The organism is Halomonas sp. THAF12, assembly GCF_009363675.1.
In the GTDB taxonomy this organism is placed as follows: Bacteria; Pseudomonadota; Gammaproteobacteria; order Pseudomonadales; family Halomonadaceae; genus Halomonas; species Halomonas smyrnensis.
This window is the reverse complement of the sequence record NZ_CP045399.1, coordinates 386,930-411,833: the sequence shown is the minus strand read 5'-3', so window position 1 is coordinate 411,833 and position 24,904 is coordinate 386,930. Positions and strand designations below refer to the sequence as shown.

The window sequence follows — 24,904 nt, the reverse complement described above, 5'->3', positions numbered from 1 at the left end:
CTCACTACTCCGAGAAGCCCGTCGGCCGCCCATGACGCCGCCCGGCCCCTCGGGCTATAATCGACCCCATTTTTCGCGTCCCGCACGGCCGGCCCGACGGGCCCGCCGTGCCGCGTCGTCGCCACCTCCTTCGACCCGGAAGACCCCATGGACAAGACCTACCAACCCGAGCAGATCGAATCCCGCTGGTACGAGCGCTGGGAAGCCGACAACCGCTTCGCCCCCGCAGGCGAGGGCGAGCCGTTCTCCATCATGATCCCGCCGCCCAACGTCACCGGCAGCCTGCACATGGGCCATGCCTTCCAGGACACCATCATGGACACCCTGACGCGCTGGCGGCGCATGCAGGGGCGCAACACCCTGTGGCAGGTGGGCACCGACCACGCCGGCATCGCCACCCAGATGCTGGTGGAGCGCAAGGTCGCGGCCGAGGAAGGCAAGAGCCGCCACGATCTGGGCCGCGAGGCCTTCACCGACAAGATCTGGGAGTGGAAGCAGGAGTCCGGCGGCCACATTACCCGCCAGCTGCGCCGCATGGGCGCCAGCGTCGACTGGTCCCGCGAGCGCTTCACCATGGACGACGGCTTCTACAAGGCCGTGCAGGAAGTCTTCGTGCGCCTCTATGAAGAGGACCTGATCTACCGCGGCAAGCGGCTGGTCAACTGGGACCCGACCCTGCACACCGCGATCTCCGACCTCGAGGTCGAGAACAAGGACCAGCAGGGCCAGTTCTGGCACTTCCGCTACCCGCTGGCCGACGGCGTGACCACCGACGCGGGCCTCGGCTACCTGGTCGTCGCCACCACCCGCCCCGAGACCCTGCTCGGCGACAGCGCCGTGGCGGTCAACCCGGAAGACCCGCGCTACGCCTCGCTGGTCGGCAAGTTCGTCGAGCTGCCGCTGGTCGGCCGCCGCATCCCGGTGGTGGCCGATGAGCACGCCGACATGGAGAAGGGCTCCGGGTGCGTGAAGATCACCCCGGCCCACGACTTCAACGACTACGAGATCGGCAAGCGCCAGAACCTGCCGCTGATCAACGTCTTCTCCAAGGACGCCGCCGTGCTCGAGGCCGCCGAGGCGTTCGACCTTCAGGGCAGGCCGCTGGCCGACATCGACACCTCGCTGCCCGCCGCCTACTCGGGCCTCGGCCGCTTCGAGGCCCGCGAGCGCATCGTCGCCGACATGGACGCCGCCGGCCTGCTCGAGCGGGTCGAGACCGTCAGCAACACCCTGCCCTACGGGGACCGCTCCGGCGACGTCATCGAGCCGCTGCTGACGGATCAGTGGTTCGTCGCCGTCGAGGAGCTGGCCAAGCCGGCCATCGCCGCGGTGGAGAACGGCGACATCGAGTTCGTGCCGAAGAACTACGAGAACATGTACTTCGCCTGGATGCGCGACCTGCAGGACTGGTGCATCTCGCGCCAGCTGTGGTGGGGCCACCGCATCCCGGCCTGGTACGACGCCGAGGGCAACGTCTATGTGGCCCGCAGCGCCGAGGAGGCCCGCGCCAAGCATGATCTTCCCGCCGACCTCGAGCTGACCCAGGACGACGACGTGCTCGATACCTGGTTCAGCTCCGGGCTGTGGACCTTCGGCACCCTGGGCTGGCCCGAGCAGACGCCGGAGCTCGCGACCTTCCACCCGTCCAGCGTGCTGGTCACCGGCTTCGACATCATCTTCTTCTGGGTCGCCCGGATGATCATGATGACCCTGAAGTTCACCGGCGAGGTGCCCTTCAAGCAGGTCTACGTGCACGGCCTGGTGCGCGACGGCCAGGGCCAGAAGATGTCCAAGTCCAAAGGCAACGTGCTCGACCCGATCGACCTGATCGACGGCATCGACCTGGACGCCCTGGTCGAGAAACGCACCGGCAACATGATGCAGCCGCAGAAGGCCAAGGCCATCGCCAAGGCCACCCGCGGCGAGTTCCCGGAGGGCATCGAGCCCCACGGCACCGACGCCCTGCGCTACACCTTCCTGTCCCAGGCCACCACCGGCCGCGACATCAAGTTCGACATGGGCCGCCTCGACGGCTACCGCAACTTCTGCAACAAGCTGTGGAACGCCTCGCGCTACGTGCTGATGAACGCCGAGGGCGAGGACTGCGGCGCCGCCGGCGGCGAGCTCGAGCTGTCGCTGGCCGACCGCTGGATCGTCTCCCAGCTGCAGAAGACCGAGGCCCAGGTCACCAGGGCGATGGAGGAGTTCCGCTTCGACCACGCTTCCCAGGCGCTCTACGACTTCGTCTGGAACGAGTACTGCGACTGGTACCTCGAGCTCTCCAAGCCGGTGCTGTGGGACGACGGCGCCTCCGAGGCCGCCAAGCGCGGCACCCGCCGCACCCTGGTGCGCGTGCTCGAGGCCGTGCTGCGCCTGGCCCACCCGATGATGCCCTACATCAGCGAGGAGATCTGGCAGCGCGTGGCCCCGCTGGCCGGCGTCGAGGGTCCGTCGGTGATGACCCAGCCGTGGCCGCAGGCCGACGAGGCGCTGATCGACGAGGACGCCACCCGCGACATCGAGTGGCTCAAGGGCGTGATCGTGGCCATCCGCAACATCCGCGCCGAGATGAACATCGCCCCGGGCAAGCCGCTGGAGGCGCTGCTGACCAAGGGCACCGCGGGCGACAGCGCGCGCCTGGAGGCCAACCGGCGGTTCCTCTCCAAGCTGGCCAAGCTCGAGCGCGTCACCTGGCTCGACGATCCCGAGCAGGCGCCGCTGTCGGCCACCCAGCTGGTCGGCGAGATGGAGGTGCTGGTGCCCATGGCCGGGCTGATCGACAAGGACGCGGAGCTCGCGCGCCTGGCCAAGGAGATCGAGAAGCAGGACAAGCTGATCGGCGGCATCGAGAAGAAGCTCGGCAACGACAGCTTCGTGGCCAAGGCCCCCGAGGCGGTGGTGCAGAAGGAGCGCGACAAGCTCGCGGACTTCGCCGCCGCCCGCCAGGTGCTGGTGGAACAGCGCGACAAGATCGCCGCGCTCTAGGCCCGCCATCCTGTGCAACGCGAAGGGCCCGCCTGAATCAGGCGGGCCCTTCGCGTATCGGCGCTCTCGACCGCGTCAGTTGGCGCGGCGGAAGCCGCCCAGCACATGCTGGTCGGGGCCGAAGAACACCAGCCGGTCGTGATCGATCAGGTAGCGATAGGCCTCGTCCAGCATCTCGGTGACCTGGCGGGCGCCGGCCATGTTCGGGCAGGCGCGGCGGGTCGAGGTCAGCGAGGAGAACTCGACGCGGTTCTTCGCGTCCAGCGCGACGCTGCCGGTGAAGCGGTTGCAGCCGTCGCTGCCGGTGACGCTGCCGTCCGCCGCGACCTGGAACCAGGGCGTGGCCGGCATCTCGAGGCGGTCGCTGGTGCCCACCAGCAGCAGGTTCCAGCGCGGGCCGACCACCGGGCCGGAAACAGTGTCGCCGGGCTGGCTGACCGGTGCGGGGCCGGAGGCACAGCCGGCCATCAGGGCGACCAGCAGCAGCGGCAGGGCGAGGCGTAGCGTGGCGATCATGTGGCTCATCCTTGATCGTGGCAGGGGGTGGAAAGCAGGGGTGGAAACGCACCCAAGCTTGCCCCAGGCTAGCCCTTCGGACAATGCTTGCCATGATCCCATCGACACGGAGAGGTCCATGCTCAACGCCCTGCACAACGATCCCCTCGGCAAGCTGCTGCTGCGGCTCGCCGTGGGCGGCCTGATCCTGCTTCACGGCATCTCGAAGCTGCTCACCCCGGGCTCGTTCGACTGGATCGGCGGCCTGCTGGAGGGCTACGGGCTGCCCGCCGTGCTGGCCTACGGCGTGCTGATCGGCGAGATCGTCGCCCCGGTGATGGCCATCCTCGGCTGGCAGACCCGGCTCGCCGGCCTGTTGATCGCCGGCAACATGCTGGTCGCCGTGCTGCTGGCCCACACCGGTCAGCTGTTCATGCTCAACGACAGCGGCGGCTGGCAGCTCGAGCTCCAGGGCATGTTCTTCGTCGGCGCCCTGGCGCTGGTCTTGCTCGGCAGCGGACGCATGGCGATCAAGCCCGACTGAGCGCGCCCGGGCATCTCGAACGACAACGCCGCCGACGGCTTCCCGTCGGCGGCGTTGTCATTACCGCAGGACAGGCCGGCGGCCGCTCACCAGCTGCCGGTGTTCTCCATGGACGCCCAGGGCTCCTTCGGTGCCTGGGGCTCGCCGGCCTGCAGCAGCTCCACGGAGATGCCGTCGGGGCTCTTCACGAAGGCCATGTGGCCGTCGCGGGGCGGACGGTTGATGGTCACGCCGTTGGCCTGGAGGTGCTCGCACAGCGCGTAGATATCGTCCACGCGATAGGCCAGGTGGCCGAAGTTGCGGCCGCCGGTGTAGGTCTCCGGGTCCCAGTTCCAGGTCAGCTCGAGCTCCGGCGCCTGCAGCTCCGTGGAGCGCGACTCGTCCGCCGGGGCGGCGAGGAACACCAGGGTGAAACGGCCCTTCTCGTTCTCCTTGCGGCGCACTTCCTGGAGCCCCAGCAGGTCACAGTAGAAGTGCAGCGAGGCGTCCAGGTCGCTGACGCGGACCATGGTGTGCAGATATTGCATGTCTCTCTCCCTGTTCACGGTTCGTTCGGGTTTCACAAGTCTGGGCAATGGGGGCATCCTGACGCATCACCCCCGATTCCTTCAGTGACGAGCAGGTGTCATGAGCCACTACTGTGACCTGGCCCCCGGCCATCCGTTTCACGGGCCCTATCACGACCACGAGTACGGGTTCCCCGTCGCCGATGACGACACGCTGTTCGAGCGTCTGGCCCTGGAGATCAACCAGGCGGGCCTGTCCTGGCTGACGGTGCTCAAGAAGCGCGACGCCTTCCAGGCGGCCTTCGAGGGCTTCGCCGTCGACCGCGTGGCCGCCTACGGTGAGGAAGAGCGTGCCCGACTGCTGGCCGACGCCGGCATCATCCGCAATCGCCTCAAGGTCGATGCCGTGATCCACAACGCCGGCGTGATCCAGACGCTGCGCGCCGAGCACGGCAGCTTCCGGGGCTGGCTGGAGGCGCATCATCCACGCCCCCACGCCGACTGGGTCCGGCTGTTCAAGCGCACCTTCCGCTTCACCGGCCCCGAGATCGTCGGCGAGTTCCTGATGAGCAGCGGCTACCTGCCCGGCGCCCATCGCGACGACTGCCCGGTCCAGGCCCGCGTCCTCGCCGCCGGCCCCGCCTGGGCCCGGGGCGATGCCTAGCCCGGCGCGCCCCTCCACTCCACCCCTGACACCACGACGACCCGAGGACTCTCCCGCCCATGGACTCCCTGACACAGGCCGCGCTGGGCGCGGCGATCGGCGGCACCGTACTGGGCCGACGGCTGGGCCGCAAGGCGGTGCTGATCGGCGCCGCCCTGGGCACCCTGCCCGACCTGGACGTGGCCATCGACTACGGCGACGCGGTCGCCGACGTCACCCAGCATCGCGGCTTCAGCCACTCGCTGTTCGTGCTGGCCGGGCTCTCGGTCGTGCTCGCCGGGCTGTCGGCCCGCGTCGCCAGGGCGAGGGACATTTCCCCGGGCCGCTGGCTGGCCTTCTTCGGCCTGTGCCTGCTCACCCATCCGCTGCTGGATGCGCTGACCACCTACGGCACCCAGCTCTGGTGGCCGCTGGACGTGCGCCCGGCGGCCTACCCGCTGCTGTTCATCATCGACCCGCTGTACTCGCTGCCGCTGCTGGCCGGGGTGCTGATCGCGCTGTTCGGCGGCCGGGTCACCGCCACCCGCTGGGGGCTGGCGCTGTCCTGCCTGTACATCGTGCTGTCGCTGGGCGCCCGCACCCTGGTCGAGCAGCGCGTCGAACCGGTGCTCGCCGCGCAGGGCCTCGATGACGCCCCGCGACTGATCCAGCCCACGCCCTTCAACATCCTGCTGTGGCGCGTCAGCGTGGCCGAGGAGGATCGCTACCACGAGACCCTGGTGAGCGTCTTCGACGGCGACCGGCCGCCCCGGCTGGAAAGCTTCTCCCGCGGCGCCGAATGGGAGGCGATCGCCCTGGACGACGCCAGCGGGCGGCGCCTGGACTGGTTCGCCGGCCCCTTCCTGCGCTACGAGGTCGACGAGCGCCAGCATCCCGCCACCCTGGTGGCCACCGACCTGCGGCTGGGCTTCCCGGGCTTCCATGTCTTCCACTTCGCCCTCGCCGAGCGCAGCGACGACGGCTGGCGGCCACTCGACGCGACCTACCGCCTCGAGGCGCCACGCCAGGGCGAGGCCCCGGGCCAGGATCGCAACACGGCGCTGAGGCGGCTGGGCACGCGAATCCTCTCCACCGAGTCGCTGCTGTGCGTCGGTCAGTTCGTCGAGCCGCGCTGGCGGCTGTCGACATCCGCCAGCTGCTGACCGGCCGCCCCGTAACGCTAACAGGGCGACCCGAGGGTCGCCCTGCTGCGTTCTACGATGATGCTTAAGTCGGCACCAGCGCCGGCTCAGAGGCGCTCGACCAGCCCGGCGATGGCCTGGCGGGCCTCGCTCATGGCCGCGTCGTGCTTGGTCTCGCCCATGTTCAGGCCCTCGGCGAACACGGTATCCACCTCGCCGATGCCCATCAGGCCCAGCATGTGGGTGAGGTGCGGGGTCTGGCTGTCGAGCTCGGAGCCGGCATACTCGCCGCCGCGCGCCGCCAGCAGGATGGCCCGCTTGCCCTCGATCAGGCCCACCGGGCCGTTCTCGGTGTAGCGGAAGGTCACGCCGGCGCGCAGCACGCGATCGAACCAGGCCTTCATCTGGGTTGGCAGGCCGAGATTGTAGAGCGGCACGCCGAGCACCACCACGTCATGGGCCAGCAGCTCCTCGATCAGGGCGTCGGAGCGGGCCGCCAGCTGGCGCTGTTCGGCGTCGCGCGCTTCCGGCGCCACCTGCCAGCTGGAAAGCTCGGCCAGCCCCAGATGCGGCAGCTCGTCGGCCACCAGATCGCGGCGGGTGATCTCCACCCCGTCGCGCTCGCCGGCCAGGGCGCTGAAGTGATCGGCCAGCGCCTGGGAATTGCCGCCGAGGATGGAAGAGGTCAGGACGAGGACGCGGGTCATGGCGATCTCCTTAGAGCTTCGTGAGCGGAAGAATGATCGCCATTATATATTCGTTTCTGACCACGATAAGCGGGAAAAACCACAGCTATCGTTCGACCATATCGAATAATGAAGCGCCCCTAGGGCGCGATTCCCTGCCCGCAGCCCCGATAGGTCTCGCCGTTGAGCGACAGGGTCACCCGGGCCGGCCAGGGCTGGCCGCTCATGTCGTCGAAGCAGGCCTTGGCCTCGATGCGCAGCGTGAAGGGCCGCGCCGCCTGGCCGCTGGCCAGGATCACCCGGCCGGCGCCGTTGTCGAGGGTGGTCACCCGATAGGGCAGCGTCAGCTCGCGCTCGCCGTAGTCCAGGGTCAGGTCGAGCTCGGGCACGTCGTTGGCCAGCTCCACGTGCCAGCCCGGCTCGTTGCCGCGGCCGTGGAACATCACGCCCGGATGGCCCTCGCGGGTCAGGGCATCGAGGGTGATGTCGCGCCGGCAGTCCAGCCGCCCCCGCTGGCTCTCGACCAGCGACTCATCGCCCTTCAGCCACACGCTCAGCCCGCCGTTCTGATAGCGGCTGCCGCTGGCCACCACGGACGGCGTGAGCCGGTTGGCCCCGAGGGCCGACCACAGCCGCAGCTCGTCCTCGCCTTCGGCGGTCACCAGGTCCTGGGCCGGCGTGCAGCGCCAGCCGACCAGCTCGTCGGCCTCGCCGGGAAACAGCGTCGAGGGCAGCAGCGGCGCCTTGGGCGCGGCGGCATCGCCGGCGTCGGCGGCATCATCGGCCGCGGACACCGTGGGAGCGGGTTCGGGGGCCGGCTCGGTGGCCGGCGAGTTGACGTAGGTGATGCAGCCGGACAGGCCCAGCGACATCAGCAGCGGCAGGGCAACCCGGCAGGACGAGAGACGGGGCATGGCAATGACTCCTTGTGCGACGAAACTCCAGCGCTGCCAGCATACCAGCCACCGGCCGGGAGTGGCGCGACGCCGGGCGCGCGCCGTTCCCGGCGACGGAAACGGAATCCGGCTGGCCCGAACGACTGAATAAAACTAAACTTGCTCTTCATCATCATGAAGTTAGCTCAGAATCATGCTCGAACTCCGCCACCTCCGCACGCTCATCGCCCTGCGCGATGCCGGCTCCCTGGTCGAAGCCGCCGAGCGGGTGCACCTGACCCAGTCCGCCCTCTCCCACCAGATCAAGGACCTGGAGGAGCGGCTGGGCAACCCGCTGTTCCTGCGCAAGACCCGGCCGGTGGAGTTCACCCGCGCCGGGCTGCGGCTGCTGGCGCTGGCCGAGCAGGTGCTGCCCCAGGTGCGCATGGCGGAGCGCGACCTGGCGCGGCTGGCCGGCAACGAACAGGGCCGGCTGCACATGGCCATCGAGTGCCACAGCTGCTTCCAGTGGCTGATGCCCACCGTCGACCACTTCCGCGACCACTGGCCCGAGGTCGAGATCGACATTCCCGGCGGCCATCACTTCGATCCGCTGCCGGCCCTGGCCCGCGAGCAACTCGATCTGGTGATCACCGCCGATCCGCAACCGCTGCCCGGCGTCCACTACGAGCCGCTGTTCCGCTACGAGGGGCTGCTGGCCGTGGCCCGCCAGCACCGCCTGGCCGGCAGGCCGTTCGCGGTGCCGGAGGACCTGGCCGACGAGACGCTGATCACCTATCCGGTGGAGCACACCATGCTGGACGTCTTCACCCAGTTCCTCGATCCGGCCGGCTGCCGGCCGCGCGAGGTGCGCACCGCCGAACTGACGATCATGATGATGCAGCTGGTGGCCAGCGGGCGGGGCGTCTGTGCGCTGCCCAACTGGGCGCTGACCGAGTATCTGGAGCGGGACTACGTCAAGGCCGTGCCGCTGGGCGAGCACGGGGTGTGGAGCACGCTGTTCGCGGCGATCCGCGAGGAGACACGCGACGCGCCCTGGATGGAGGATTTCCTGCGTACCGCCCGGGAAACGTCGTTCTCGGTGCTGACCGGCATCAAGCCGGCCTGAACCGCGAACCTCAGCCGTCGCGAGCGGCGGCGCGCTGGGGCAGCAGCAGCGTGAAGCGCGCCCCGCCGAGCATGGGGCTGGCGTCCACCATCACGCTGCCGCCGTGCCAGGCCATGACCTTCTGCACGATCGACAGCCCCAGGCCGTAGCCGCCCGAGTGGCGGGCGCGGCTGTCGTCGAGCCGCGCGAAGGGCTTGAAGATCTCGCTGCGCTTGGCCACCGGCACGCCGGGGCCGTCGTCCTCGACGTCGATGCGCACCAGCCGCGGCTCGCCGTGGATGCGGATCGCCACCCGGCTGCGGGCGTGGCGGCAGGCGTTGGCCACCAGGTTCTGCAGCGCCCGCTGCAGATAGCGCGACTCCGCCGCCGCCTCCACCTCGTCCCCCGGCAGCAGGCCGAGGCTCAGATGGCCGTGCAGGGGGTGCAGCGCCTCGATGACGCGCTCGGCCATGGCCCGGCACTCCACCAGCGAGGTCTCCATGGGCACGCCGTTGGCCGTCTCGCTGCCCAGGCGCGCGTAGGTGAGGATCTCGTCGACCAGGTCGTCGAGCTCGGTGATGTCGGCGTCGATGCCCTGCAGGTGACGCCGCACGCCCGGCTCGTCGGTCATGTCCTCGACCATCTGCACGGCGAAGCGGATACGCGCCACCGGGGTGCGCAGCTCGTGGGACACTGCCCGGATCATGTCCTGCTGGCCGCGCAGCAGCGACTGCACCTGGGCGGCCATGCCGTTCAGCGCCATGCCCAGCCGGCTCAGGAAGTCGTTGCCCTCGACCTTGACCCGGGTGTCCAGGCGCCCGGCGGCGATGCGCGTGGCGGCGAGCTCGAGTCGCGCCATGCGGGCCTCGACGCCGCGCACGATCAGATAGATGATCACCGCCAGCAGGCCCAGCAGCATCAGCAACAGCAGCAGCAGCAGCGAGGCCGGCAGCGGCTCGAAGGCATTGAGCGGGCCGACCTCGACCCACTGGGTGGCGCCCTGTTCGCCCGGCAGCTGGAGATAGAGCGACATCGCCCAGCGCTGGGGCAGCAGGCGCACCACCACCTCGGCATCGTTCAGCGTGACCAGCCGCGCCGGCGCCAGCCCCTCGGGCGGGGTGTCGGTGAGGCTCAGCTGGATCACGCCGCTGCGCAGCCGGTCGAGCCGCGTCGAGCGCCGCTCCGGCGGCACCGCCAGCAGCCACTGGCCAAGCTGACGGGCCAGGCCCATCAGCTGATGTTCGCCCAGCGAGGCCAGCTCCATCCGCAACAGCAGCGGCTCGTCGTCCAGCCGGCGGTGCAGCAGCCAGCCCATGTCCTCGGTCTGGCGCACCAGGGTCTGGCCGCTCTCGAGCCGCGCCCGCTCGAAGTAGCCGTGCGGCCCCTGGGTAATGTCATGCAGGGACAGCTCGATGCCGAGCCGCGCGCTCTGCTCGCGCAGCCAGGCATCACGCCGCTCGGGAGCGAGCGCCTCGAGCTGGGCACTGAACAGCGTCATCGGCGCCTCGGCGAGCTGCTCCTGGTAGTGCTGGCGGCGCACCTTGTCGACCACGGTGATGGCCAGCAGCGCCAGGGCGAAGCTCATCACCAGCGCCAGCGCCAGCAGCACGTAGACGCGCAGGAAGGTGCTGTCGGAGAGGGCACGGGGCAGCAGGCGGAAGGACGCCATCAGCCGTCCTTGACGAACAGGTAGCCCTTGCTGCGCACGGTCTTGATCCGCTGCGGCTGGTTGGGATCATCACCGATCTTGGGGCGAATCCGCGAGACCCGCACGTCGATGGAGCGATCCTGACCGTCGTACTTGATGCCGCGCAGCTGGGAGAAGATCTCCTCGCGGGTCAGCACCCGGCCGGCGTTGCTGGCCAGCAGCCACAGCAGGTCGAACTCGGCGCTGGTCAGGTCGACGCGCTCGCCGGCGAGGAAGGCCTCGCGGGTCGAGTTGTCGATCTCCAGCGGGCCGAAGGCCAGGCGGGGCTCCTCGCCGACCACGCCGCTCTCGCGGCGCCGCAGCAGCGCCCGCATGCGCGCCAAGAGCACCCGCGGCTGCACCGGCTTGGCCACGTAGTCGTCGGCACCCATCTCCAGGCCCAGCACCTGATCCATGTCATCGGTGCGGGCGGTGAGCATCAGGATCGGCCCGGGATACTCGGAGCGCACCCGGCGGCAGATCGAGAGGCCGTCCTCGCCGGGCAGCATCAGGTCGAGGACCACCAGGTCGGGCAGCAGGGCGAGGATCCGATCGACGCCGTTGGCCCCGTCGGGCTCGAGGGTCACGCGGAAGCCGTTGGCCTCCAGGTAATCGCGGGTCAACTCGGCCAGGCGCTCATCATCCTCGATGATCAGTACGTGATCCTGCTCGGAAGGGTCCAGGCTGTCGTCCATTTGTGCGTCATCTTCCTCAATGGGCGTGCGGGAAACGAGGGCGTCGGCGCCCGGCCGACCACCAATGGCTAAAGAATACCCGACAACGCTTCCCTTCGCTCGTCGATACTCGACGTGAATCGGCGCCAGCCGCTCAACCATGCGGTCTGCCGCCGGGCCCCGCAATCACCCCCTGAAATACCACAGTTCATCCACAAAGTTATCCACTTGATGATCGCGGTAAAGCACACTATCTTGTGCCCGCTTGGGGCTGGCACACCATATACTGTGCTCTTAGCAACCACTCCAGATTCTGTCAACCGTCGTACCACGGCGGCCTTCTTCAACCGACAAGGTAGGGACCCCGGCGCCATGGATACCACCGCTGCCCAGGACCACTCGTCCGTCTCCGTCACCGCACCGCAGACCCTGCGTGTCATCAAGCGCACCGGCGATGTCGTGCCCTTCGATGCCGGCAAGATCGCCGTGGCCCTGAGCAAGGCCTTCATCGCCGTGGAGGGCGACAACGCCGCCACCTCCTCGCGGGTCCGCGACCTCGTCCAGCAGGCCTCCGAGAGCATCGCCCAGGCCTTCCAGCGCCGCATGCCCGACGGTGGCACCGTGCACATCGAGGACATCCAGGACCAGGTCGAGCTGGCCCTGATGCGCGCCGGTGAGCAGAAGGTCGCCCGCGCCTACGTGCTGTACCGCGAGGAGCACGCCCGTGCCCGCGCCGAGGCCGGCGCCGACATCGAGAAGCCGCACCCGACGCTCAACGTCACCGCGCCGGACGGCAGCACCCGCCCGCTGGACCTGGGCCGGGTCGAGACGCTGGTCTTCGACGCCTGCGAGAACCTCACCAACGTCGATCCGCAGAAGATCGTCGAGGACTCGCTGAAGAACCTCTACGACGGCGTCAGCGCCGACGGCGTCTCCCAGGCGCTGATGATGACCGCGCGGACCCTGGTCGAGAAGGATCCCAACTACACCTACGTCACCGCCCGCCTGCTGCAGGACAACCTGCGCCGCGAGGCGCTGTCGTTCCTGGGCATCGCCGACGAGGCGACCTACCAGGAGATGGCCGACTTCTACAAGCCGGCCTTCCAGGCCTACATCGAGAAGGGCATCGAGTTCGAACAGCTCGACCCGCAGCTCGCCGAGTTCGATCTCGAGCGTCTGGGCGATGCCCTGGACCACACCCGCGACGCCCAGTTCACCTACCTGGGCCTGCAGACCCTCTACGACCGCTACTTCATCCACCGTGACGAGGTCCGCTACGAGCTGCCCCAGGTGATGTTCATGCGCGTCGCCATGGGCCTGTCGCTCAACGAGGACGACCGCGAGGCGCGGGCCATCGAGTTCTACGAGCTGCTCTCCAGCTTCGACTACATGGCCTCCACGCCGACCCTGTTCAACGCGGGCACCGTGCGCAGCCAGCTCTCCAGCTGCTACCTGACCACCGTGCCGGACGACCTGGACAGCATCTACAGCGCCATCCGCGACAACGCCCTGCTCTCCAAGTGGGCCGGCGGCCTCGGCAACGACTGGACCCCGGTGCGTGCGCTGGGCTCCTACATTAAGGGCACCAACGGCAAGTCCCAGGGCGTGGTGCCGTTCCTCAAGGTGGTCAACGACACCGCCGTGGCCGTGAACCAGGGCGGCAAGCGCAAGGGCGCCGTCTGCGCCTACCTCGAGAGCTGGCACCTCGACATCGAGGAGTTCCTCGAGCTGCGCAAGAACACCGGTGACGACCGTCGTCGTACCCACGACATGAACACCGCCAACTGGGTGCCGGACCTGTTCATGAAGCGCGTCTTCGACGACGAGGAGTGGACCCTGTTCTCGCCGGCCACCTGCCCGGACCTCCACGACCTGTACGGCGCCGCCTTCGAGAAGCGCTACAGCGAATACGAGGAGATGACCCGCAACGGCCAGCTCAAGCTGTTCAAGCGCGTCAAGGCCAAGGATCTGTGGCGCAAGATGCTCTCGATGCTGTTCGAGACCGGCCACCCGTGGATCACCTTCAAGGATCCGTGCAACCTGCGCAGCCCGCAGCAGCACGCCGGCGTGGTCCACAGCTCCAACCTGTGCACCGAGATCACCCTGAACACCTCGGTCGACGAGATCGCGGTGTGCAACCTGGGCTCCATCAACCTGGCCCAGCACGTGGTCGACGGCGAGTTCGACGGCGACAAGCTGAAGCAGACCGTCAAGACCGCGGTGCGGATGCTCGATAACGTCATCGACATCAACTACTACGCGGTGCCGCAGGCGAAGAACTCGAACTTCAAGCACCGTCCGGTGGGCCTCGGCATCATGGGCTTCCAGGATGCCCTCTACGCCCAGGACATCGCCTACGCCTCCGAGGACGCCGTGACCTTCGCCGACCGCTCCATGGAGCTGGTCAGCTATCACGCCATCGAGGCCTCCAGCGACCTGGCCGCCGAGCGCGGGCACTACCAGAGCTACGAGGGCTCGCTGTGGAGCCAGGGCGTGCTGCCGATCGATTCCATCGAGAAGCTGAAGGAAGAGCGCGGCGCCAAGTACATCGAGGTCGACACCTCCACGACCCAGGACTGGGACCGCATCCGCGACAAGGTCGCCGCCCAGGGCATGCGCAACTCCAACGTCATGGCCATCGCCCCGACCGCGACCATCTCGAACATCTGCGGCGTCTCGCAGTCGATCGAGCCGACCTATCAGAACCTGTTCGTGAAATCGAACCTGTCCGGCGAGTTCACCGTGGTCAACTCCTACATGGTCAACGACCTCAAGGAGCGCGGCCTGTGGGACGAGGTCATGATCAACGACCTCAAGTACTACGACGGCTCCGTGCAGCCCATCGACCGCGTGCCGGACGACCTGAAGGCCAAGTACGCCAGCGCCTTCGAGGTCGAGCCCAAGTGGCTGGTCGAGGCCGCCTCTCGTCGTCAGAAGTGGCTCGACCAGGCCCAGTCGCTGAACCTCTACATCAAGGGCGTCTCCGGCAAGAAGCTGGACGTGACCTACCGCATGGCGTGGTTCCGCGGCCTCAAGACCACCTACTACCTGCGCGCCCTGGGCGCCACCTCGGTGGAGAAGTCCACCGTGGACCGCGGCAACCTCAACGCGGTGAGCAACGCCTCGCCCGGTGCGGCACCGGCCCCGACGCCGTCCGCCGCCCCGGAAGCCAAGCAGGAGCCGAAGGGCATCGACGACTTCCTGCAGGGCAAGAACGGCGGCGGCTCCCGCGCGCCCTCGGCCGGCGAGATCGACGAGCTCGGCTGCGAGGCCTGCCAGTAAGCCGACGGCGCCCGACGCCAGCGCACGAGCCGGAGGGTCACCGCCCTCCGGCTTCGCCCCTTCTACCATCGCCGCAGCCGCTCACTCCGATGCGAACGCCTGCGGACCATCCGGGCAACCACCGGGAGAGACACAGATGATCGATTGGAACGAGTTCCACGAAGACGACGCCGCCACCGCCGAAGCGCCCCAGCCGGCACCGGCACCGCAGCCCGCGCCCAAGGCCGAGGCCCCCGCCGAGGAAGTCCGCGACAGCGCCGGCAGCTACGAGGTCGCCGAGCAGGACCGCCTGGCCCGCGCCAAGCAGTCGCTCGAGGAGCTGGACGTGGCCCCCGGCCTCGAGGAACTCGAGATGGGCGCCAAGCGCATCGACGTCGAGCAGAAGCGGATGATCAACGCCCGCGCCGACCTCAACCAGCTGGTGCCCTTCAAGTACGAGTGGGCGTGGCAGAAGTACCTGGACGGCAGCGCCAACCACTGGATGCCCCAGGAAGTGAACATGAACGCCGACATCGCGCTGTGGAAGAGCGCGGACGGCCTCACCGAGGACGAGCGCCGCATCGTCGAGCGCAGCCTGGGCTACTTCTCCACCGCCGACTCGCTGGTCGCCAACAACCTGGTGCTGGCCGTCTATCGCCTGATCACCAACCCCGAGTGCCGCCAGTACCTGCTGCGTCAGGCCTTCGAGGAGGCGATCCACACCCACGCCTACCAGTATTGCGTGGAGTCGCTGGGCATGGATGAGGGCGAGGTCTTCAACATGTACCGCGAGGTGCCCTCCGTCTCGGCCAAGTCCGCCTGGAGCCTCAAGCACACCCAGTCGCTGTCGCGCCCCGACTTCAACACCGGCACCCCGGAGACCGACCAGGAACTGCTGCGCAACCTGATCGCCTTCTACTGCGTGACCGAGGGCATCTTCTTCTACTGCGGCTTCAGCCAGATCCTGTCCATGGGGCGTCGCAACAAGATGACCGGCGTCGCCGAGCAGTTCCAGTACATCCTGCGCGACGAGTCGATGCACCTGAACTTCGGCGTCGACATGATCAACCAGATCAAGATCGAGAACCCGCACCTGTGGACGCCCGAGTTCCAGGACGAGGTCACCCAGATGATCCTCGAGGGCACCGAGCTGGAGATCGCCTACGCCCGCGACACCATGCCCCGCGGCGTGCTGGGCATGAACGCGGCGATCATGGAGGAGTACCTGCACTTCATCTGCAACCGTCGCCTGGCGCAGATCGGCCTCAAGGAGCAGTTCCCGGGCGCCGAGAACCCCTTCCCGTGGATGAGCGAGATCATCGACCTGCGCAAGGAGAAGAACTTCTTCGAGACTCGCGTCACCGAATATCAGGTGGGCGGCGCCCTGAGCTGGGACTGATCCCCCACTCCCTCATCGAGACGCGAGCGTCACGCTCGGCGGGCCATGTCAGGCGACATGGCCCGCTTTGCGTCGCGACGCCGCAATGGGTAGGCTTTGCCGCCGTCCCGCTCCCCCATCCCGTATCATCGTCAGAGGAATCCCCATGCAACTCGGTATCATCGGACTCGGCCGAATGGGCGGCAACATCGCGCGCCGCCTGGTGCGCGACGGCCACGAAGTCGTCGCCTACGACCAGGACGCCGCCACCGCCACGGCCCTCGTCGACGACGGCATCGGCCACGCCGAGAGCCTCGCCGCACTGGTCGCGAGCCTCGACGCGCCGCGCGCCATCTGGGTGATGCTGCCCGCCGGCGATCCGACCGAGGCCACCATCGACGCCCTGTCCGAGCTGATGGCGCCGGGCGACACCATCATCGACGGCGGCAACACCTTCTACAAGGACGACATCCGCCGCGCCAAGGCGCTCGAGCCGAAGGGGCTGCACTACGTCGACGTCGGTACCTCCGGCGGCGTCTGGGGCCTGGAACGCGGCTACTGCATGATGGTCGGCGCCGAGGACGCGACCTTCGACCGCCTGGAGCCGCTGTTCGACAGCCTGGCCCCCGGCTACGGCGACCTGGAACGCACCCGCGGCCGCAACGCCCCGGACGAACGCGCCGAGCGCGGCTACATCCACGCCGGCCCGGTCGGCGCCGGTCACTACGTCAAGATGGTCCACAACGGCATCGAGTACGGCCTGATGCAGGCCTACGCCGAGGGCTTCGAGCTGATGCAGAGCAAGGCCTCGCCGGAGCTGCCGGAAGACCAGCGCTTCGACCTGAACCTGGCCGACGTGGCCGAGGTCTGGCGCCGCGGCAGCGTGGTCTCCTCCTGGCTGCTCGACCTCACCGCCCAGGCGCTGGCCGGCGACCCGCGCCTCGACCACTACAGCGGGGCCGTCTCCGACAGCGGCGAAGGCCGCTGGACCGTCGACGCCGCCGTCGAGCAGGGGGTCTCCACCCCGGTGCTGGCCAACGCGCTGTTCTCGCGCTTCGCCTCGCGCAAGGAGAACACCTACGCCAATCGCCTGCTCTCGGCCATGCGCTTCGGCTTCGGCGGCCACGTCGAGCCGCCCAAGCAGTAAGCCGGAGGGCTCATGGGCGCCGGCGCCGCGCCAGGATCAGCGCCAGCCCCCCAGCATGCCCGCCAGGTGCGCCAAGTGCGCGACGCCCTGGCGGGTCCCGGCGACGCCCGACCACAGCTCCAACAGGGCGACGACGATCACGAAGTATTTGGCCTTCATCGGGATCGGCGGGATCAGCAGCAGGATGTCGCGGTTCGGATAGCGCAGGCCGAAGGCCAGCGGCAGCGCATGGACGCCGCCCGAGGCCCCCACCGTGGGCGCGAACGGGCCCGCCGACATCGAGACCACCAGCCGCTGCGCCGCCCCAGCCCCCAGCACGCACAGGACGCAGTAGCAGGCGAAGCGCTGACTGCCCCAGTCGCCCTCCCGGCTGCCGTCATCTCGGGGTCGCCGCCGGGCGGGCATGTCGTCGTTGCCAGGCCGTGGCCTGGCCGACGCCGAAGGTCCGGCCACGGCCGCCCTTCGATTTGCCTGACACTCGTTAGAATGAGAACATTCGCGCCCTCATTTTCCGCCCCGGAGACTCGACGCCCCATGCCCCGACGGTCACTCGCCCCCACCCTGATGACGCCCCTGTTGCTGCTGCCCGCCGCCGGGCAGGCCGCCGAGCTCGCCCTCGAGCCGCTGACGGTCAGCGCATCGCGTCTCGAGCGTGAGCTCTATGCCACGCCCGCCGCCGTGTCGGTGGTGGACGACGAACCGATCGCCCAGGGCCAGTCCCGCGAGCGCCTCAACGAGTCGCTGGCCACCGTGCCGGGGCTGTATCTCCAGAACCGTCACAACTTCGTCCAGGGCGAGCGGGTGTCGATCCGCGGCTTCGGCGCCCGCACTCCTTGGGGCGTGCGCGGCATCACGGTGCGCGTCGACGGCATTCCCTACACCCTGCCCGACGGCCAGGCCCAGCTCGATGCCATCGATCTGGACGGCGCCCGACGCATCGAGATCATCCGCGGCCCGGCGGCGGTGCAGTACGGCAACGCCGCCGGCGGCGTGATCGACGTCACCACCGCCGACGGCGAGAGCGATCCGGGCACCCGGCTGCGCGTCGAGGGCGGCAGCGACGGCTATCGCAAGCTGGCCCTCAGCAACGGCGGCGTCGAGGGCCCCTGGTCGCATCACATCAGCGTCTCGGCGCTGGGCATGGACGGCTATCGCGATCACAGCGAGGTCGAGAAGTACCAGCTCAACGCCAAGCTGCGCCGCGAGCTGGACGCCGACCGCTCGATCACCGCCATCGTCAACCTGCTCGACAACCCGCGCTCCGAGGATCCGGGAGCGCTGGATGAAGAGGGCGTCGGCGAAGATCGGGAAGGCACGCTGGATTCTCTGGGCTATTACTCCTACTCGCCGACGCGTATCGGCGCGGGGCAGTCGGTCGACCAGCAGCTGCTCGGCCTGGAGTACGAGGATCTGGCCGCCGGCCCCGGCGAGCTGACCCTGCGCGGTTTCTACCTGCAGCGCGACTTCGAGCAGCAGCTGGCCTATGCCGGCCCCCGCAGCACCGTCGGCGTGGGGAACTTCGTCGCCTACGAACGCGACTACTACGGCGGCAGCGCCGAGTATCGCCAGTCGCTGACCCTGGGCGGCCTGCCGCTGAGCTACGTGGCCGGCGTCGACGTGGCGCGCCAGGAAGACGAGCGCTACCGCGATGACGTCGCCATCGACGGCGAACATCTCAGGCGCTCCGCCGACGAGACCCAGACCGCCACCTCGATCGGCGCCTTCGCCCAGGGCGACCTGGCGCTGACCGACCGCTGGACCCTGTCGCTCGGCACCCGCTTCGACCACACCAGGTTCGATATCGACGACCACTACCTCGCCGATGGCGACAACGGCGGCGATCGCAGCTTCGACCAGTGGAGCGGCAGCGCCGGGCTGAGCTATCGCTACCTGCCGAACCACCAGGCCTATCTCTCGACCGGTACCGCCTACGAGACGCCGACCTTCGCCGAGTTCGCCAACCCGACCGGCGTCGGCGGCTTCAATCCGGACCTCGAGCCGCAGAAGGCCTGGAACCGCGAGATCGGCCTGCGCGGCAACTTCGTCGATGCCGGCCTCGACTACGACGTGGCGCTGTTCTCGACCCGGGTGCGCGACTCGCTGGTCTCCTACCAGCTCGAGGGACGTGACCGCGACTTCTATCGCAACGCCGGCCGCAGCCGTCAGGACGGCCTGGAAGTGGCCCTGGGCTGGCAGTTCGCCGAGGACTGGCGCCTCGACAGCGCCCTGACCCTGGCGCGCTACGAGTTCCAGGACTACGAGGATGAAGACGGCAACTACGACAACCACCGCATCCCGGGCCTGCCCGAGCGCACCTGGGTCAACCAGCTGACCTGGCAGGGCCTCGGCGAGCGCTTCGCCACCCTGGAGACCCGCTACGTGGGCTCGATGTTCACCGACGACGCCAACCGCGTGAAGGTCGACGACGTCTGGCTGGCCAACCTGCGCGCCGGTGACGGCTGGCGCCTCGACGACGACACGATGCTCAAGGCCTACGTGGGCGTGCAGAACCTGTTCGACCGCGAGCACTACGACAACATCGCCATCAATGCCAACAATGGCCGCTACTTCTATACGGCGCCGGACCGCAGCGTGTACGCCGGCGTGGAGCTGGCGTTCTAGGCCGCGCCTTCGCGCCTCTCTCGGGGCCGCCTCAGGGGCGGCCCCGCGTCGTTGCCAGGAGCCTGCCCGATGAATGACACCCCCATCCTGCATATCGCCGCCGCCCTGATCGAGGACGCCGAGGGCCGCCTGCTGCTGGTGCGCAAGCGCGGCACCGAGGCCTTCATGCAGGCCGGCGGCAAGATCGAGCCCGACGAGTCTCCCGCCGAGGCCCTGGCCCGGGAGCTCGAGGAGGAGCTCGGCCAGCCGCCGACGCGCCTCGCGCCGCTGGGCGAGTTCCACGCGCCCGCCGCCAACGAGCCCGGCCACGGGCTGCGCGCCCATCTGTTCCGCGCCGAGATCACAGGCCCGCTGCAGGCCGCCGCCGAGATCGCCGAGCTGCGCTGGGTAACGCCGGCCGAGGCCCAGGCGCTGCCGCTGGCGCCGCTGACCCGCGACGAGGTGCTGCCCCGCGCCGGCCTGACGGAGGCCTGAGATGGAACAGCCGATCGTCGGCTATCACCGCGACGACGAAGGCCACTGGGTCGCCGAGCTGGCCTGCGGTCACCATCGGCACGTGCGCCACCAGCCGCCCTGGGCCGAGCGCCCCTGGGTGACCACCGAGGCCGGCCGCCGCTCGCGGCTGGGCCTGGCGCTGCCCTGCGTCAAGTGCGACCGCGGCGAGCCGCGCGACGCACCGTCTCTCCTAACCCCCTAGCCAACGGGGCGCATGCGATAGGATAGAGAGACCGCCCTCCCACCATTCCGCCATCGAAGGAGCCCGACGTGGCCATCGCCCTGCTCTACAACGCCCTGATCTTCCTCGCCGCCGCGGTGCTGATCGTGCCGCTCGTCAAGCGGCTGGGCCTCGGCGAGGTGCTCGGCTATCTGGTCGCCGGCGTGGTGATCGGCCCCTCGGCGCTGGGCCTGGTGCCGGACGCCGACGCGGTGCTGCAGTTCTCCCAGGTCGGCATCGTGTTCCTGCTGTTCGTGATCGGCCTGGAACTCAAGCCGGCCCGCCTCAAGCTGATGCGCAAGGCGGTGTTCCACTTCGGCAGCCTGCAGGTGGCCGTGACCACGGCGCTGCTCACCGGCCTGGCCCTGCTGGCGGGCCTCTCGCCCGCCGCGGCGCTGGTGGCCGGCTTCAGCCTCGGGCTGTGCTCCACGCCGCTGGTGCTGCAGCTGCTGGGCGAGCGCGGCGAGCTGGGCAGCCGCCACGGCCGCTACGCCTTCGCCCTGCTGCTGTTCCAGGACATCGCCGCCATTCCGGTCCTGGCGGCCATTCCGCTGCTGGCCGGCGGCGCCTCCCTGGGCGGCGGCTGGACCCACCTGCTGGCCGAGGCGCTGATCGCCGTCGGCGCCTTCGTCGGGCTGATCGTCGGCGGCCGCTACCTGCTGCGCCCGCTGTTCCGCTTCGCCGCCGGCACCCGCAGCCGCGAGGTGTTCGCCGGCACGGCGCTGCTGGTGGTGATCGGCGCCGCCCTGCTGATGGAGCTGGCCGGGCTGTCCATGGCCCTCGGCGCCTTCATCGCCGGGGTGCTGCTGGCCGACTCCGAGTACCGCCACAGCATCGAGGCCGACATCGAGCCCTTCCGCGGCCTGCTGCTGGGGCTGTTCTTCATGGCGGTGGGCATGACCGCCCAGATCGGTCTGCTGGCCGAGCGGCCCGGCCTGGCGCTGGGCCTCGCCGCCGGCCTGCTGGCCGCCAAGTGGCTCTCCATGACGCTCGCCGCGAGGCTCTACCGCAGCGACTGGAAGACGGCGCTGAACCTCGGCGCGCTGCTCTCCCAGGGCGGCGAGTTCGGCTTCGTGCTGCTCACCGCGGCGGGCGCCGCCGGGCTGCTCGACGCCTCGCTGGTCGGCCTGCTGGTGCTGGTGGTGTCGCTGTCCATGGCCGCCACGCCGGTGCTGTTCCTGCTCCATGCGCGGCTGATCCGCCCGCTGCTGAAGGCCGACAAGCCGCGCCGCGACTACGACCGGCCGCCACCCACCGGGCCGCAGATCATCATCGCCGGCTTCGGGCGCTTCGGGCAGATCATGGGCCGCATCCTGCAGGGGCTGAAGATTCCCTACACGGTGCTCGACAGCAACGCCGAGCGCGTCGACGTGGTGCGCCGCTACGGCACCGAGATCTACTTCGGCGACGCCTCGCGCATCGACCTGCTGGAGGCCGCCGGCGCCGACAAGGCCCGGGTGATGGTGGTGGCGATCGGCGACATCGAGACCTCGATGCGCATCGTCCAGCGGGTCAAGCGGCGCTTCCCGCACCTGCGCGTCTACGCCCGGGCGCGGGACCGCTACCACGCCCAGCTGCTGATGCGCGCCGAGGTCACCTACATCATCCGCGAGCTGCTGCCGGCGAGCCTGGAGCTGACCCGCGAGGTGCTGGTCGGCGTCGGCATCTCCCGCGAGCAGGCCCAGCACACCGTGGAGACCTTCCGCCCCCACGACGAGCGGGCCCTGGAGCGCCAGCTCGAATCGTTCGGCAACAAGCGCGAGCAGATCCAGACCATCCAGCAGGCCGCCCGCGAGCTCGAGGAGCTGTTCGAGGCCGACGAGGACATCGCCACCACCGCGCCCGAGCGCCCACCGGAGCGGCGCGGCACCACGTGACAGGAGACCCCATGAGCCATCACAAGGGCACCCGGGAGACCGGCCGCGACCTGCTGGCCGACGTCAGCCTGCCCGCCGCGGTGATCCATGAGGCGCCGCTGGCCCATAACCTGGCCTGGATGCAGGCCTTCGCCGAGCGCCACGGCGCGCGGCTGGCGCCCCACGGCAAGACCACCATGACCCCGGCGCTGTTTCGCCGCCAGCTCGAGGCCGGCGCCTGGGGCATCACGCTGGCCACCCTGCCCCAGTGCCGCGCCGCCTTCGCCGAGGGCGCCACCCGCCTGCTGCTGGCCAACCAGCTCATCGGCCGCGCCAACATGGCGATCGCCGTCGACCTGATGCGCGCCGGCGCCGAGCTCTACGTGACCGTGGACGGCCACGACAACGTGGCGGAGCTGGACGAGGCCTTCGCCAGCGCCGGCCTGACGCTGCCGGTGCTGATCGAGGCGGGCGTGGCCGGTGGACGCTGCGGCTGCCGAGACGACGCGCAGATCGCGGCGCTGGCCCGGGACATCGCCGCACGGCCGGGGCTGACGCTGGCCGGCCTGGAGGGCTACGAGGGCGTGGTCCACGGCGACGATCCGGCGGCGAGGATTCGCGCCTACGCCGAGCGGCTGGTGGAGAACCTTCACCGGCTGGCGGACGAGGGACTGTTCGGCGTCGCATCGCCGATCGTCACCGCCTCGGGCTCGGCCTGGTACGACCTGATCGCCGAGGCCTTCCGCGACGGCGGCCTCGAGGGCCGCTTCACCCCGGTGCTGCGCCCGGGCTGCTACGTGGTGCACGACCACGGCCTCTACCGCGAGGCCCAGCGCGGCGTGCTGGCGCGTCGCCCGGACCTGCACGAGGGCCTGCGCCCGGCGCTCACGGTCTACGCCCAGGTGCAGTCGCTGCCGGAGCCGGGGCTCGCCATCGTGGCGCTCGGCAAGCGCGATATCGGCGGCGACCGCCTGCCCGAGCCGCTGGTGCGCTATCGGGAAGGCGGCCGCGTCGAGGCGCCGCTGTCGGTGGCGGGCTGGGACGTCACCAGGCAGATGGATCAGCACACCTTCGTCGCCCTGCCGGAAGATGCCGGCGACGTGCGCGTGGGCGACGTGGTCGCCTTCGGCGCCTCCCACCCCTGCCTGACCTTCGACAAGTGGCGGCTGATCCACCTCGTCGACGACGGCCTGACCGTCGTCGACACCTGGGAGACGTACTTCTAGAGCCTTATCCAGGCTTTGTGCGAAAAGTCGACGAGCGAAGGCCAGACAAGGCAAAACTCGGTGAAAAGGCGGAGTTTACAAGCTGTAAATGAGTACTTTGAGCCGATTTTTAACGCCGTATGGGCGAGCGCAGGCACTTTTCGTAAAAGCCTAGGGCCGCCGGGTATCAAAGGCCACGCTGCGCACCAGGGCGATGACCGACATGCCTGGCTCGAGTCCCATCTCGTCGAGGGACTTGCGGGTCAGCCGCGCGCGCAGCCTCTGCTCGTCGGCACCCTTCTCACCGAGCCGCAGGCGCAGCTCCACGGCGGCCTGCCCGGGCCGCGACGGCCCGATCTCCTCGACCGTCGCGCGCAGCCGGTTGCGATAGCTGATGACGCCGGGTTCGTCCAATGCCAGCGCCACCTCGCGCACCGGGATGCGCAGCCGCAGCCGCGTGCCGGGCGCGGCGTCCACCGCGGGCAGCGTCAGCCGCTGGCCGTCGGCCAGGCGCAGCCGGCTCAGCGCATAGTGCGGGTCGTGTTCCTCCACCGTCGCCATGACCAGGGTCGCGGCATCGAAGCCGCCCAGCCGCTCGGTGAGCTCGAAGCGCTGCAGCAGCGCGTCCAGCGGGCCGTCGGCGACCACCCGGCCCTGCTCGAGCAGCACCAGGTGGTCGGCGATGGCGGTCAGCTCGTCGGGATCGTGGCTGACGTAGACGATGGGAATGTCGATGTCGCCGGCCAGCCGCGCGATGTAGTCCAGGAGCTCCTGCTTGCGGGCGCCGTCGAGGCCGGTCAGCGGCTCGTCCATCAGCAGCAGCCGCGGCTCGCTGAGCAGCGCCCGGCCGATCGCCACCCGGCGCGCCTCGCCGCCGGACAGCGTGGCCGGGAAACGCTCCAGCAGCGCGCCGATGCCGAGCAGCTCGACCACGGCATCGAAGCGCTCGCGCCCGGCGCCGCGCATGCCGTAGGCGAGATTGCCTCGCACCCGGTAGTGGGGAAACAGCCGCGGCTCCTGGAACACCACGCCCAGATGACGCCGGTGCGGCGGCACCCGAACGCCACGCGCGGTGTCCACCAGCGTCTCGTCGCCGAGGCGGATCGCCCCGCGGTGCGGCGCATCGAGCCCGGCGATCATCCTGAGCAGGCTGGTCTTGCCGCTGCCGGAGGGACCGAACAGCGCGGTGACGCCGCTCGCAGGCAGCGCCAGCGACGCCGACAGCGAGAAGTCGCCGAGGCGCTGCTCGACGTCCAGGGTCAGCGCCGAGCGCTCGCCGGCGGCGCCGTCATGGGCGGCGGTCACATATGACATGGCATCCTCTCAAGACTCCTTACCCATTCGGGTCGTGATGAGCGCCGGGGACGAGCCAGAG

The 24,904-nt window shown here is 69.5% G+C and carries 21 protein-coding genes; 13 read left to right on the top strand and 8 right to left on the bottom strand.

Annotated elements, in window-relative coordinates; translation table 11 throughout:
• Window positions 1-147: 147 nt before the first annotated feature.
• On the top strand, window positions 148-2,985 hold the full coding sequence (locus tag FIU88_RS01840) for a valine--tRNA ligase (protein ID WP_152477969.1): 2,838 nt from the start codon (window positions 148-150) through the stop codon (window positions 2,983-2,985).
• Window positions 2,986-3,060: 75 nt separating this feature from the next.
• On the opposite strand, the gene FIU88_RS01835 is transcribed toward FIU88_RS01840, so the two are convergent.
• Window positions 3,061-3,501 carry an META domain-containing protein gene (locus FIU88_RS01835; RefSeq protein ID WP_016855204.1) on the bottom strand — a complete coding sequence of 147 codons (441 nt, stop codon included), beginning with the start codon at window positions 3,499-3,501 and terminating at the stop codon, window positions 3,061-3,063.
• Window positions 3,502-3,619: 118 nt separating this feature from the next.
• On the opposite strand from FIU88_RS01835, the gene FIU88_RS01830 reads away from it, so the two are divergent.
• Window positions 3,620-4,024 (top strand): DoxX family protein, encoded by a 405-nt coding sequence (locus tag FIU88_RS01830; RefSeq protein WP_152477968.1) that lies wholly within the window; start codon window positions 3,620-3,622, stop codon window positions 4,022-4,024.
• A gap of 86 nt (window positions 4,025-4,110) precedes the next feature.
• Here FIU88_RS01830 and FIU88_RS01825 read toward each other — a convergent pair whose 3' ends face one another.
• Window positions 4,111-4,551, bottom strand: a complete 441-nt coding sequence (locus FIU88_RS01825) for a VOC family protein (protein ID WP_016855213.1) — start codon at window positions 4,549-4,551, stop codon at window positions 4,111-4,113.
• 100 nt (window positions 4,552-4,651) lie between these two features.
• Here FIU88_RS01825 and FIU88_RS01820 point away from each other — a divergent pair, with 100 nt between their 5' ends.
• Window positions 4,652-5,194, top strand: a complete 543-nt coding sequence (locus FIU88_RS01820; RefSeq protein WP_016855214.1) for a DNA-3-methyladenine glycosylase I — start codon at window positions 4,652-4,654, stop codon at window positions 5,192-5,194.
• Between the two features lie 59 nt (window positions 5,195-5,253).
• Complete coding sequence (locus FIU88_RS01815) at window positions 5,254-6,336, top strand: metal-dependent hydrolase (protein WP_152477967.1); 1,083 nt, start codon at window positions 5,254-5,256, stop codon at window positions 6,334-6,336.
• Window positions 6,337-6,422: 86 nt separating this feature from the next.
• Here FIU88_RS01815 and FIU88_RS01810 read toward each other — a convergent pair whose 3' ends face one another.
• On the bottom strand, window positions 6,423-7,022 hold the full coding sequence (locus tag FIU88_RS01810; RefSeq protein WP_152477966.1) for an FMN-dependent NADH-azoreductase: 600 nt from the start codon (window positions 7,020-7,022) through the stop codon (window positions 6,423-6,425).
• Between the two features lie 119 nt (window positions 7,023-7,141).
• Entirely contained in the window at window positions 7,142-7,915 is a 774-nt protein-coding gene (locus FIU88_RS01805) for a COG3650 family protein (RefSeq protein WP_152477965.1), read from the bottom strand.
• A gap of 175 nt (window positions 7,916-8,090) precedes the next feature.
• Here FIU88_RS01805 and FIU88_RS01800 point away from each other — a divergent pair, with 175 nt between their 5' ends.
• Window positions 8,091-9,005 carry a LysR family transcriptional regulator gene (locus tag FIU88_RS01800; protein ID WP_016855218.1) on the top strand — a complete coding sequence of 305 codons (915 nt, stop codon included), beginning with the start codon at window positions 8,091-8,093 and terminating at the stop codon, window positions 9,003-9,005.
• 10 nt (window positions 9,006-9,015) lie between these two features.
• Here the strand turns inward: FIU88_RS01800 and FIU88_RS01795 are convergent, their stop codons facing one another.
• Together FIU88_RS01795 and FIU88_RS01790 are read right to left on the bottom strand one after the other, a co-directional pair.
• Window positions 9,016-10,653 (bottom strand): ATP-binding protein, encoded by a 1,638-nt coding sequence (locus tag FIU88_RS01795; protein WP_152477964.1) that lies wholly within the window; start codon window positions 10,651-10,653, stop codon window positions 9,016-9,018.
• Complete coding sequence (locus FIU88_RS01790; RefSeq protein WP_152477963.1) at window positions 10,653-11,366, bottom strand: winged helix-turn-helix domain-containing protein; 714 nt, start codon at window positions 11,364-11,366, stop codon at window positions 10,653-10,655. Before FIU88_RS01790 ends, FIU88_RS01795 begins: the two co-directional genes overlap by 1 nt.
• 351 nt (window positions 11,367-11,717) lie before the next feature.
• Between FIU88_RS01790 and FIU88_RS01785 the strand changes: the two genes are divergently transcribed.
• The 3 genes from FIU88_RS01785 to gnd all read left to right on the top strand — a co-directional run bounded on the left by FIU88_RS01785 (window position 11,718) and on the right by gnd (window position 17,131).
• Complete coding sequence (locus FIU88_RS01785) at window positions 11,718-14,627, top strand: ribonucleoside-diphosphate reductase subunit alpha (RefSeq protein ID WP_016855221.1); 2,910 nt, start codon at window positions 11,718-11,720, stop codon at window positions 14,625-14,627.
• 136 nt (window positions 14,628-14,763) lie between these two features.
• On the top strand, window positions 14,764-16,005 hold the full coding sequence (locus tag FIU88_RS01780) for a ribonucleotide-diphosphate reductase subunit beta (RefSeq protein ID WP_152477962.1): 1,242 nt from the start codon (window positions 14,764-14,766) through the stop codon (window positions 16,003-16,005).
• Between the two features lie 145 nt (window positions 16,006-16,150).
• Complete coding sequence (gnd, locus tag FIU88_RS01775; RefSeq protein ID WP_016855223.1) at window positions 16,151-17,131, top strand: phosphogluconate dehydrogenase (NAD(+)-dependent, decarboxylating); 981 nt, start codon at window positions 16,151-16,153, stop codon at window positions 17,129-17,131.
• Between the two features lie 36 nt (window positions 17,132-17,167).
• Here the strand turns inward: gnd and FIU88_RS01770 are convergent, their stop codons facing one another.
• On the bottom strand, window positions 17,168-17,584 hold the full coding sequence (locus tag FIU88_RS01770) for a rhomboid family intramembrane serine protease (protein ID WP_152477961.1): 417 nt from the start codon (window positions 17,582-17,584) through the stop codon (window positions 17,168-17,170).
• An 81-nt stretch (window positions 17,585-17,665) separates the two neighbouring features.
• Between FIU88_RS01770 and FIU88_RS01765 the strand changes: the two genes are divergently transcribed.
• The 5 genes from FIU88_RS01765 (at window position 17,666) to FIU88_RS01745 (ending at window position 23,550) form a co-directional block, all read left to right on the top strand.
• Window positions 17,666-19,753 (top strand): TonB-dependent receptor, encoded by a 2,088-nt coding sequence (locus FIU88_RS01765; RefSeq protein ID WP_152477960.1) that lies wholly within the window; start codon window positions 17,666-17,668, stop codon window positions 19,751-19,753.
• A gap of 69 nt (window positions 19,754-19,822) precedes the next feature.
• Entirely contained in the window at window positions 19,823-20,227 is a 405-nt protein-coding gene (locus FIU88_RS01760) for an NUDIX domain-containing protein (protein WP_016855225.1), read from the top strand.
• A gap of 1 nt (window position 20,228) precedes the next feature.
• Window positions 20,229-20,450 carry a DUF3565 domain-containing protein gene (locus FIU88_RS01755; RefSeq protein WP_016855226.1) on the top strand — a complete coding sequence of 74 codons (222 nt, stop codon included), beginning with the start codon at window positions 20,229-20,231 and terminating at the stop codon, window positions 20,448-20,450.
• A 68-nt stretch (window positions 20,451-20,518) separates the two neighbouring features.
• Window positions 20,519-22,345, top strand: coding sequence for a monovalent cation:proton antiporter-2 (CPA2) family protein (locus FIU88_RS01750; protein ID WP_016855227.1), 1,827 nt, complete (start codon window positions 20,519-20,521; stop codon window positions 22,343-22,345).
• 11 nt (window positions 22,346-22,356) lie between these two features.
• A complete protein-coding gene (locus FIU88_RS01745) occupies window positions 22,357-23,550 on the top strand; it encodes an amino acid deaminase (protein ID WP_152477959.1) in 1,194 nt (397 codons plus the stop codon).
• A 150-nt stretch (window positions 23,551-23,700) separates the two neighbouring features.
• Here the strand turns inward: FIU88_RS01745 and modC are convergent, their stop codons facing one another.
• Entirely contained in the window at window positions 23,701-24,843 is a 1,143-nt protein-coding gene (gene modC / locus FIU88_RS01740; protein ID WP_152477958.1) for a molybdenum ABC transporter ATP-binding protein, read from the bottom strand.
• Window positions 24,844-24,904 lie beyond the last annotated feature (61 nt).

Excerpts from the sequence above, each read along its gene's own strand:
- FIU88_RS01840 (WP_152477969.1), top strand. The coding sequence starts at position 148 with ATGGACAAGACCTACCAACCCGAGCAGATCGAATCCCGCTGGTACGAG.
- FIU88_RS01835 (WP_016855204.1), bottom strand. The coding sequence starts at position 3,501 with ATGATCGCCACGCTACGCCTCGCCCTGCCGCTGCTGCTGGTCGCCCTG.
- FIU88_RS01830 (WP_152477968.1), top strand. The coding sequence starts at position 3,620 with ATGCTCAACGCCCTGCACAACGATCCCCTCGGCAAGCTGCTGCTGCGG.
- FIU88_RS01825 (WP_016855213.1), bottom strand. The coding sequence starts at position 4,551 with ATGCAATATCTGCACACCATGGTCCGCGTCAGCGACCTGGACGCCTCG.
- FIU88_RS01820 (WP_016855214.1), top strand. The coding sequence starts at position 4,652 with ATGAGCCACTACTGTGACCTGGCCCCCGGCCATCCGTTTCACGGGCCC.
- FIU88_RS01815 (WP_152477967.1), top strand. The coding sequence starts at position 5,254 with ATGGACTCCCTGACACAGGCCGCGCTGGGCGCGGCGATCGGCGGCACC.
- FIU88_RS01810 (WP_152477966.1), bottom strand. The coding sequence starts at position 7,022 with ATGACCCGCGTCCTCGTCCTGACCTCTTCCATCCTCGGCGGCAATTCC.
- FIU88_RS01805 (WP_152477965.1), bottom strand. The coding sequence starts at position 7,915 with ATGCCCCGTCTCTCGTCCTGCCGGGTTGCCCTGCCGCTGCTGATGTCG.
- FIU88_RS01800 (WP_016855218.1), top strand. The coding sequence starts at position 8,091 with ATGCTCGAACTCCGCCACCTCCGCACGCTCATCGCCCTGCGCGATGCC.
- FIU88_RS01795 (WP_152477964.1), bottom strand. The coding sequence starts at position 10,653 with ATGGCGTCCTTCCGCCTGCTGCCCCGTGCCCTCTCCGACAGCACCTTC.
- FIU88_RS01790 (WP_152477963.1), bottom strand. The coding sequence starts at position 11,366 with ATGGACGACAGCCTGGACCCTTCCGAGCAGGATCACGTACTGATCATC.
- FIU88_RS01785 (WP_016855221.1), top strand. The coding sequence starts at position 11,718 with ATGGATACCACCGCTGCCCAGGACCACTCGTCCGTCTCCGTCACCGCA.
- FIU88_RS01780 (WP_152477962.1), top strand. The coding sequence starts at position 14,764 with ATGATCGATTGGAACGAGTTCCACGAAGACGACGCCGCCACCGCCGAA.
- gnd (WP_016855223.1), top strand. The coding sequence starts at position 16,151 with ATGCAACTCGGTATCATCGGACTCGGCCGAATGGGCGGCAACATCGCG.
- FIU88_RS01765 (WP_152477960.1), top strand. The coding sequence starts at position 17,666 with ATGCCCCGACGGTCACTCGCCCCCACCCTGATGACGCCCCTGTTGCTG.
- FIU88_RS01760 (WP_016855225.1), top strand. The coding sequence starts at position 19,823 with ATGAATGACACCCCCATCCTGCATATCGCCGCCGCCCTGATCGAGGAC.
- FIU88_RS01755 (WP_016855226.1), top strand. The coding sequence starts at position 20,229 with ATGGAACAGCCGATCGTCGGCTATCACCGCGACGACGAAGGCCACTGG.
- FIU88_RS01745 (WP_152477959.1), top strand. The coding sequence starts at position 22,357 with ATGAGCCATCACAAGGGCACCCGGGAGACCGGCCGCGACCTGCTGGCC.
- modC (WP_152477958.1), bottom strand. The coding sequence starts at position 24,843 with ATGTCATATGTGACCGCCGCCCATGACGGCGCCGCCGGCGAGCGCTCG.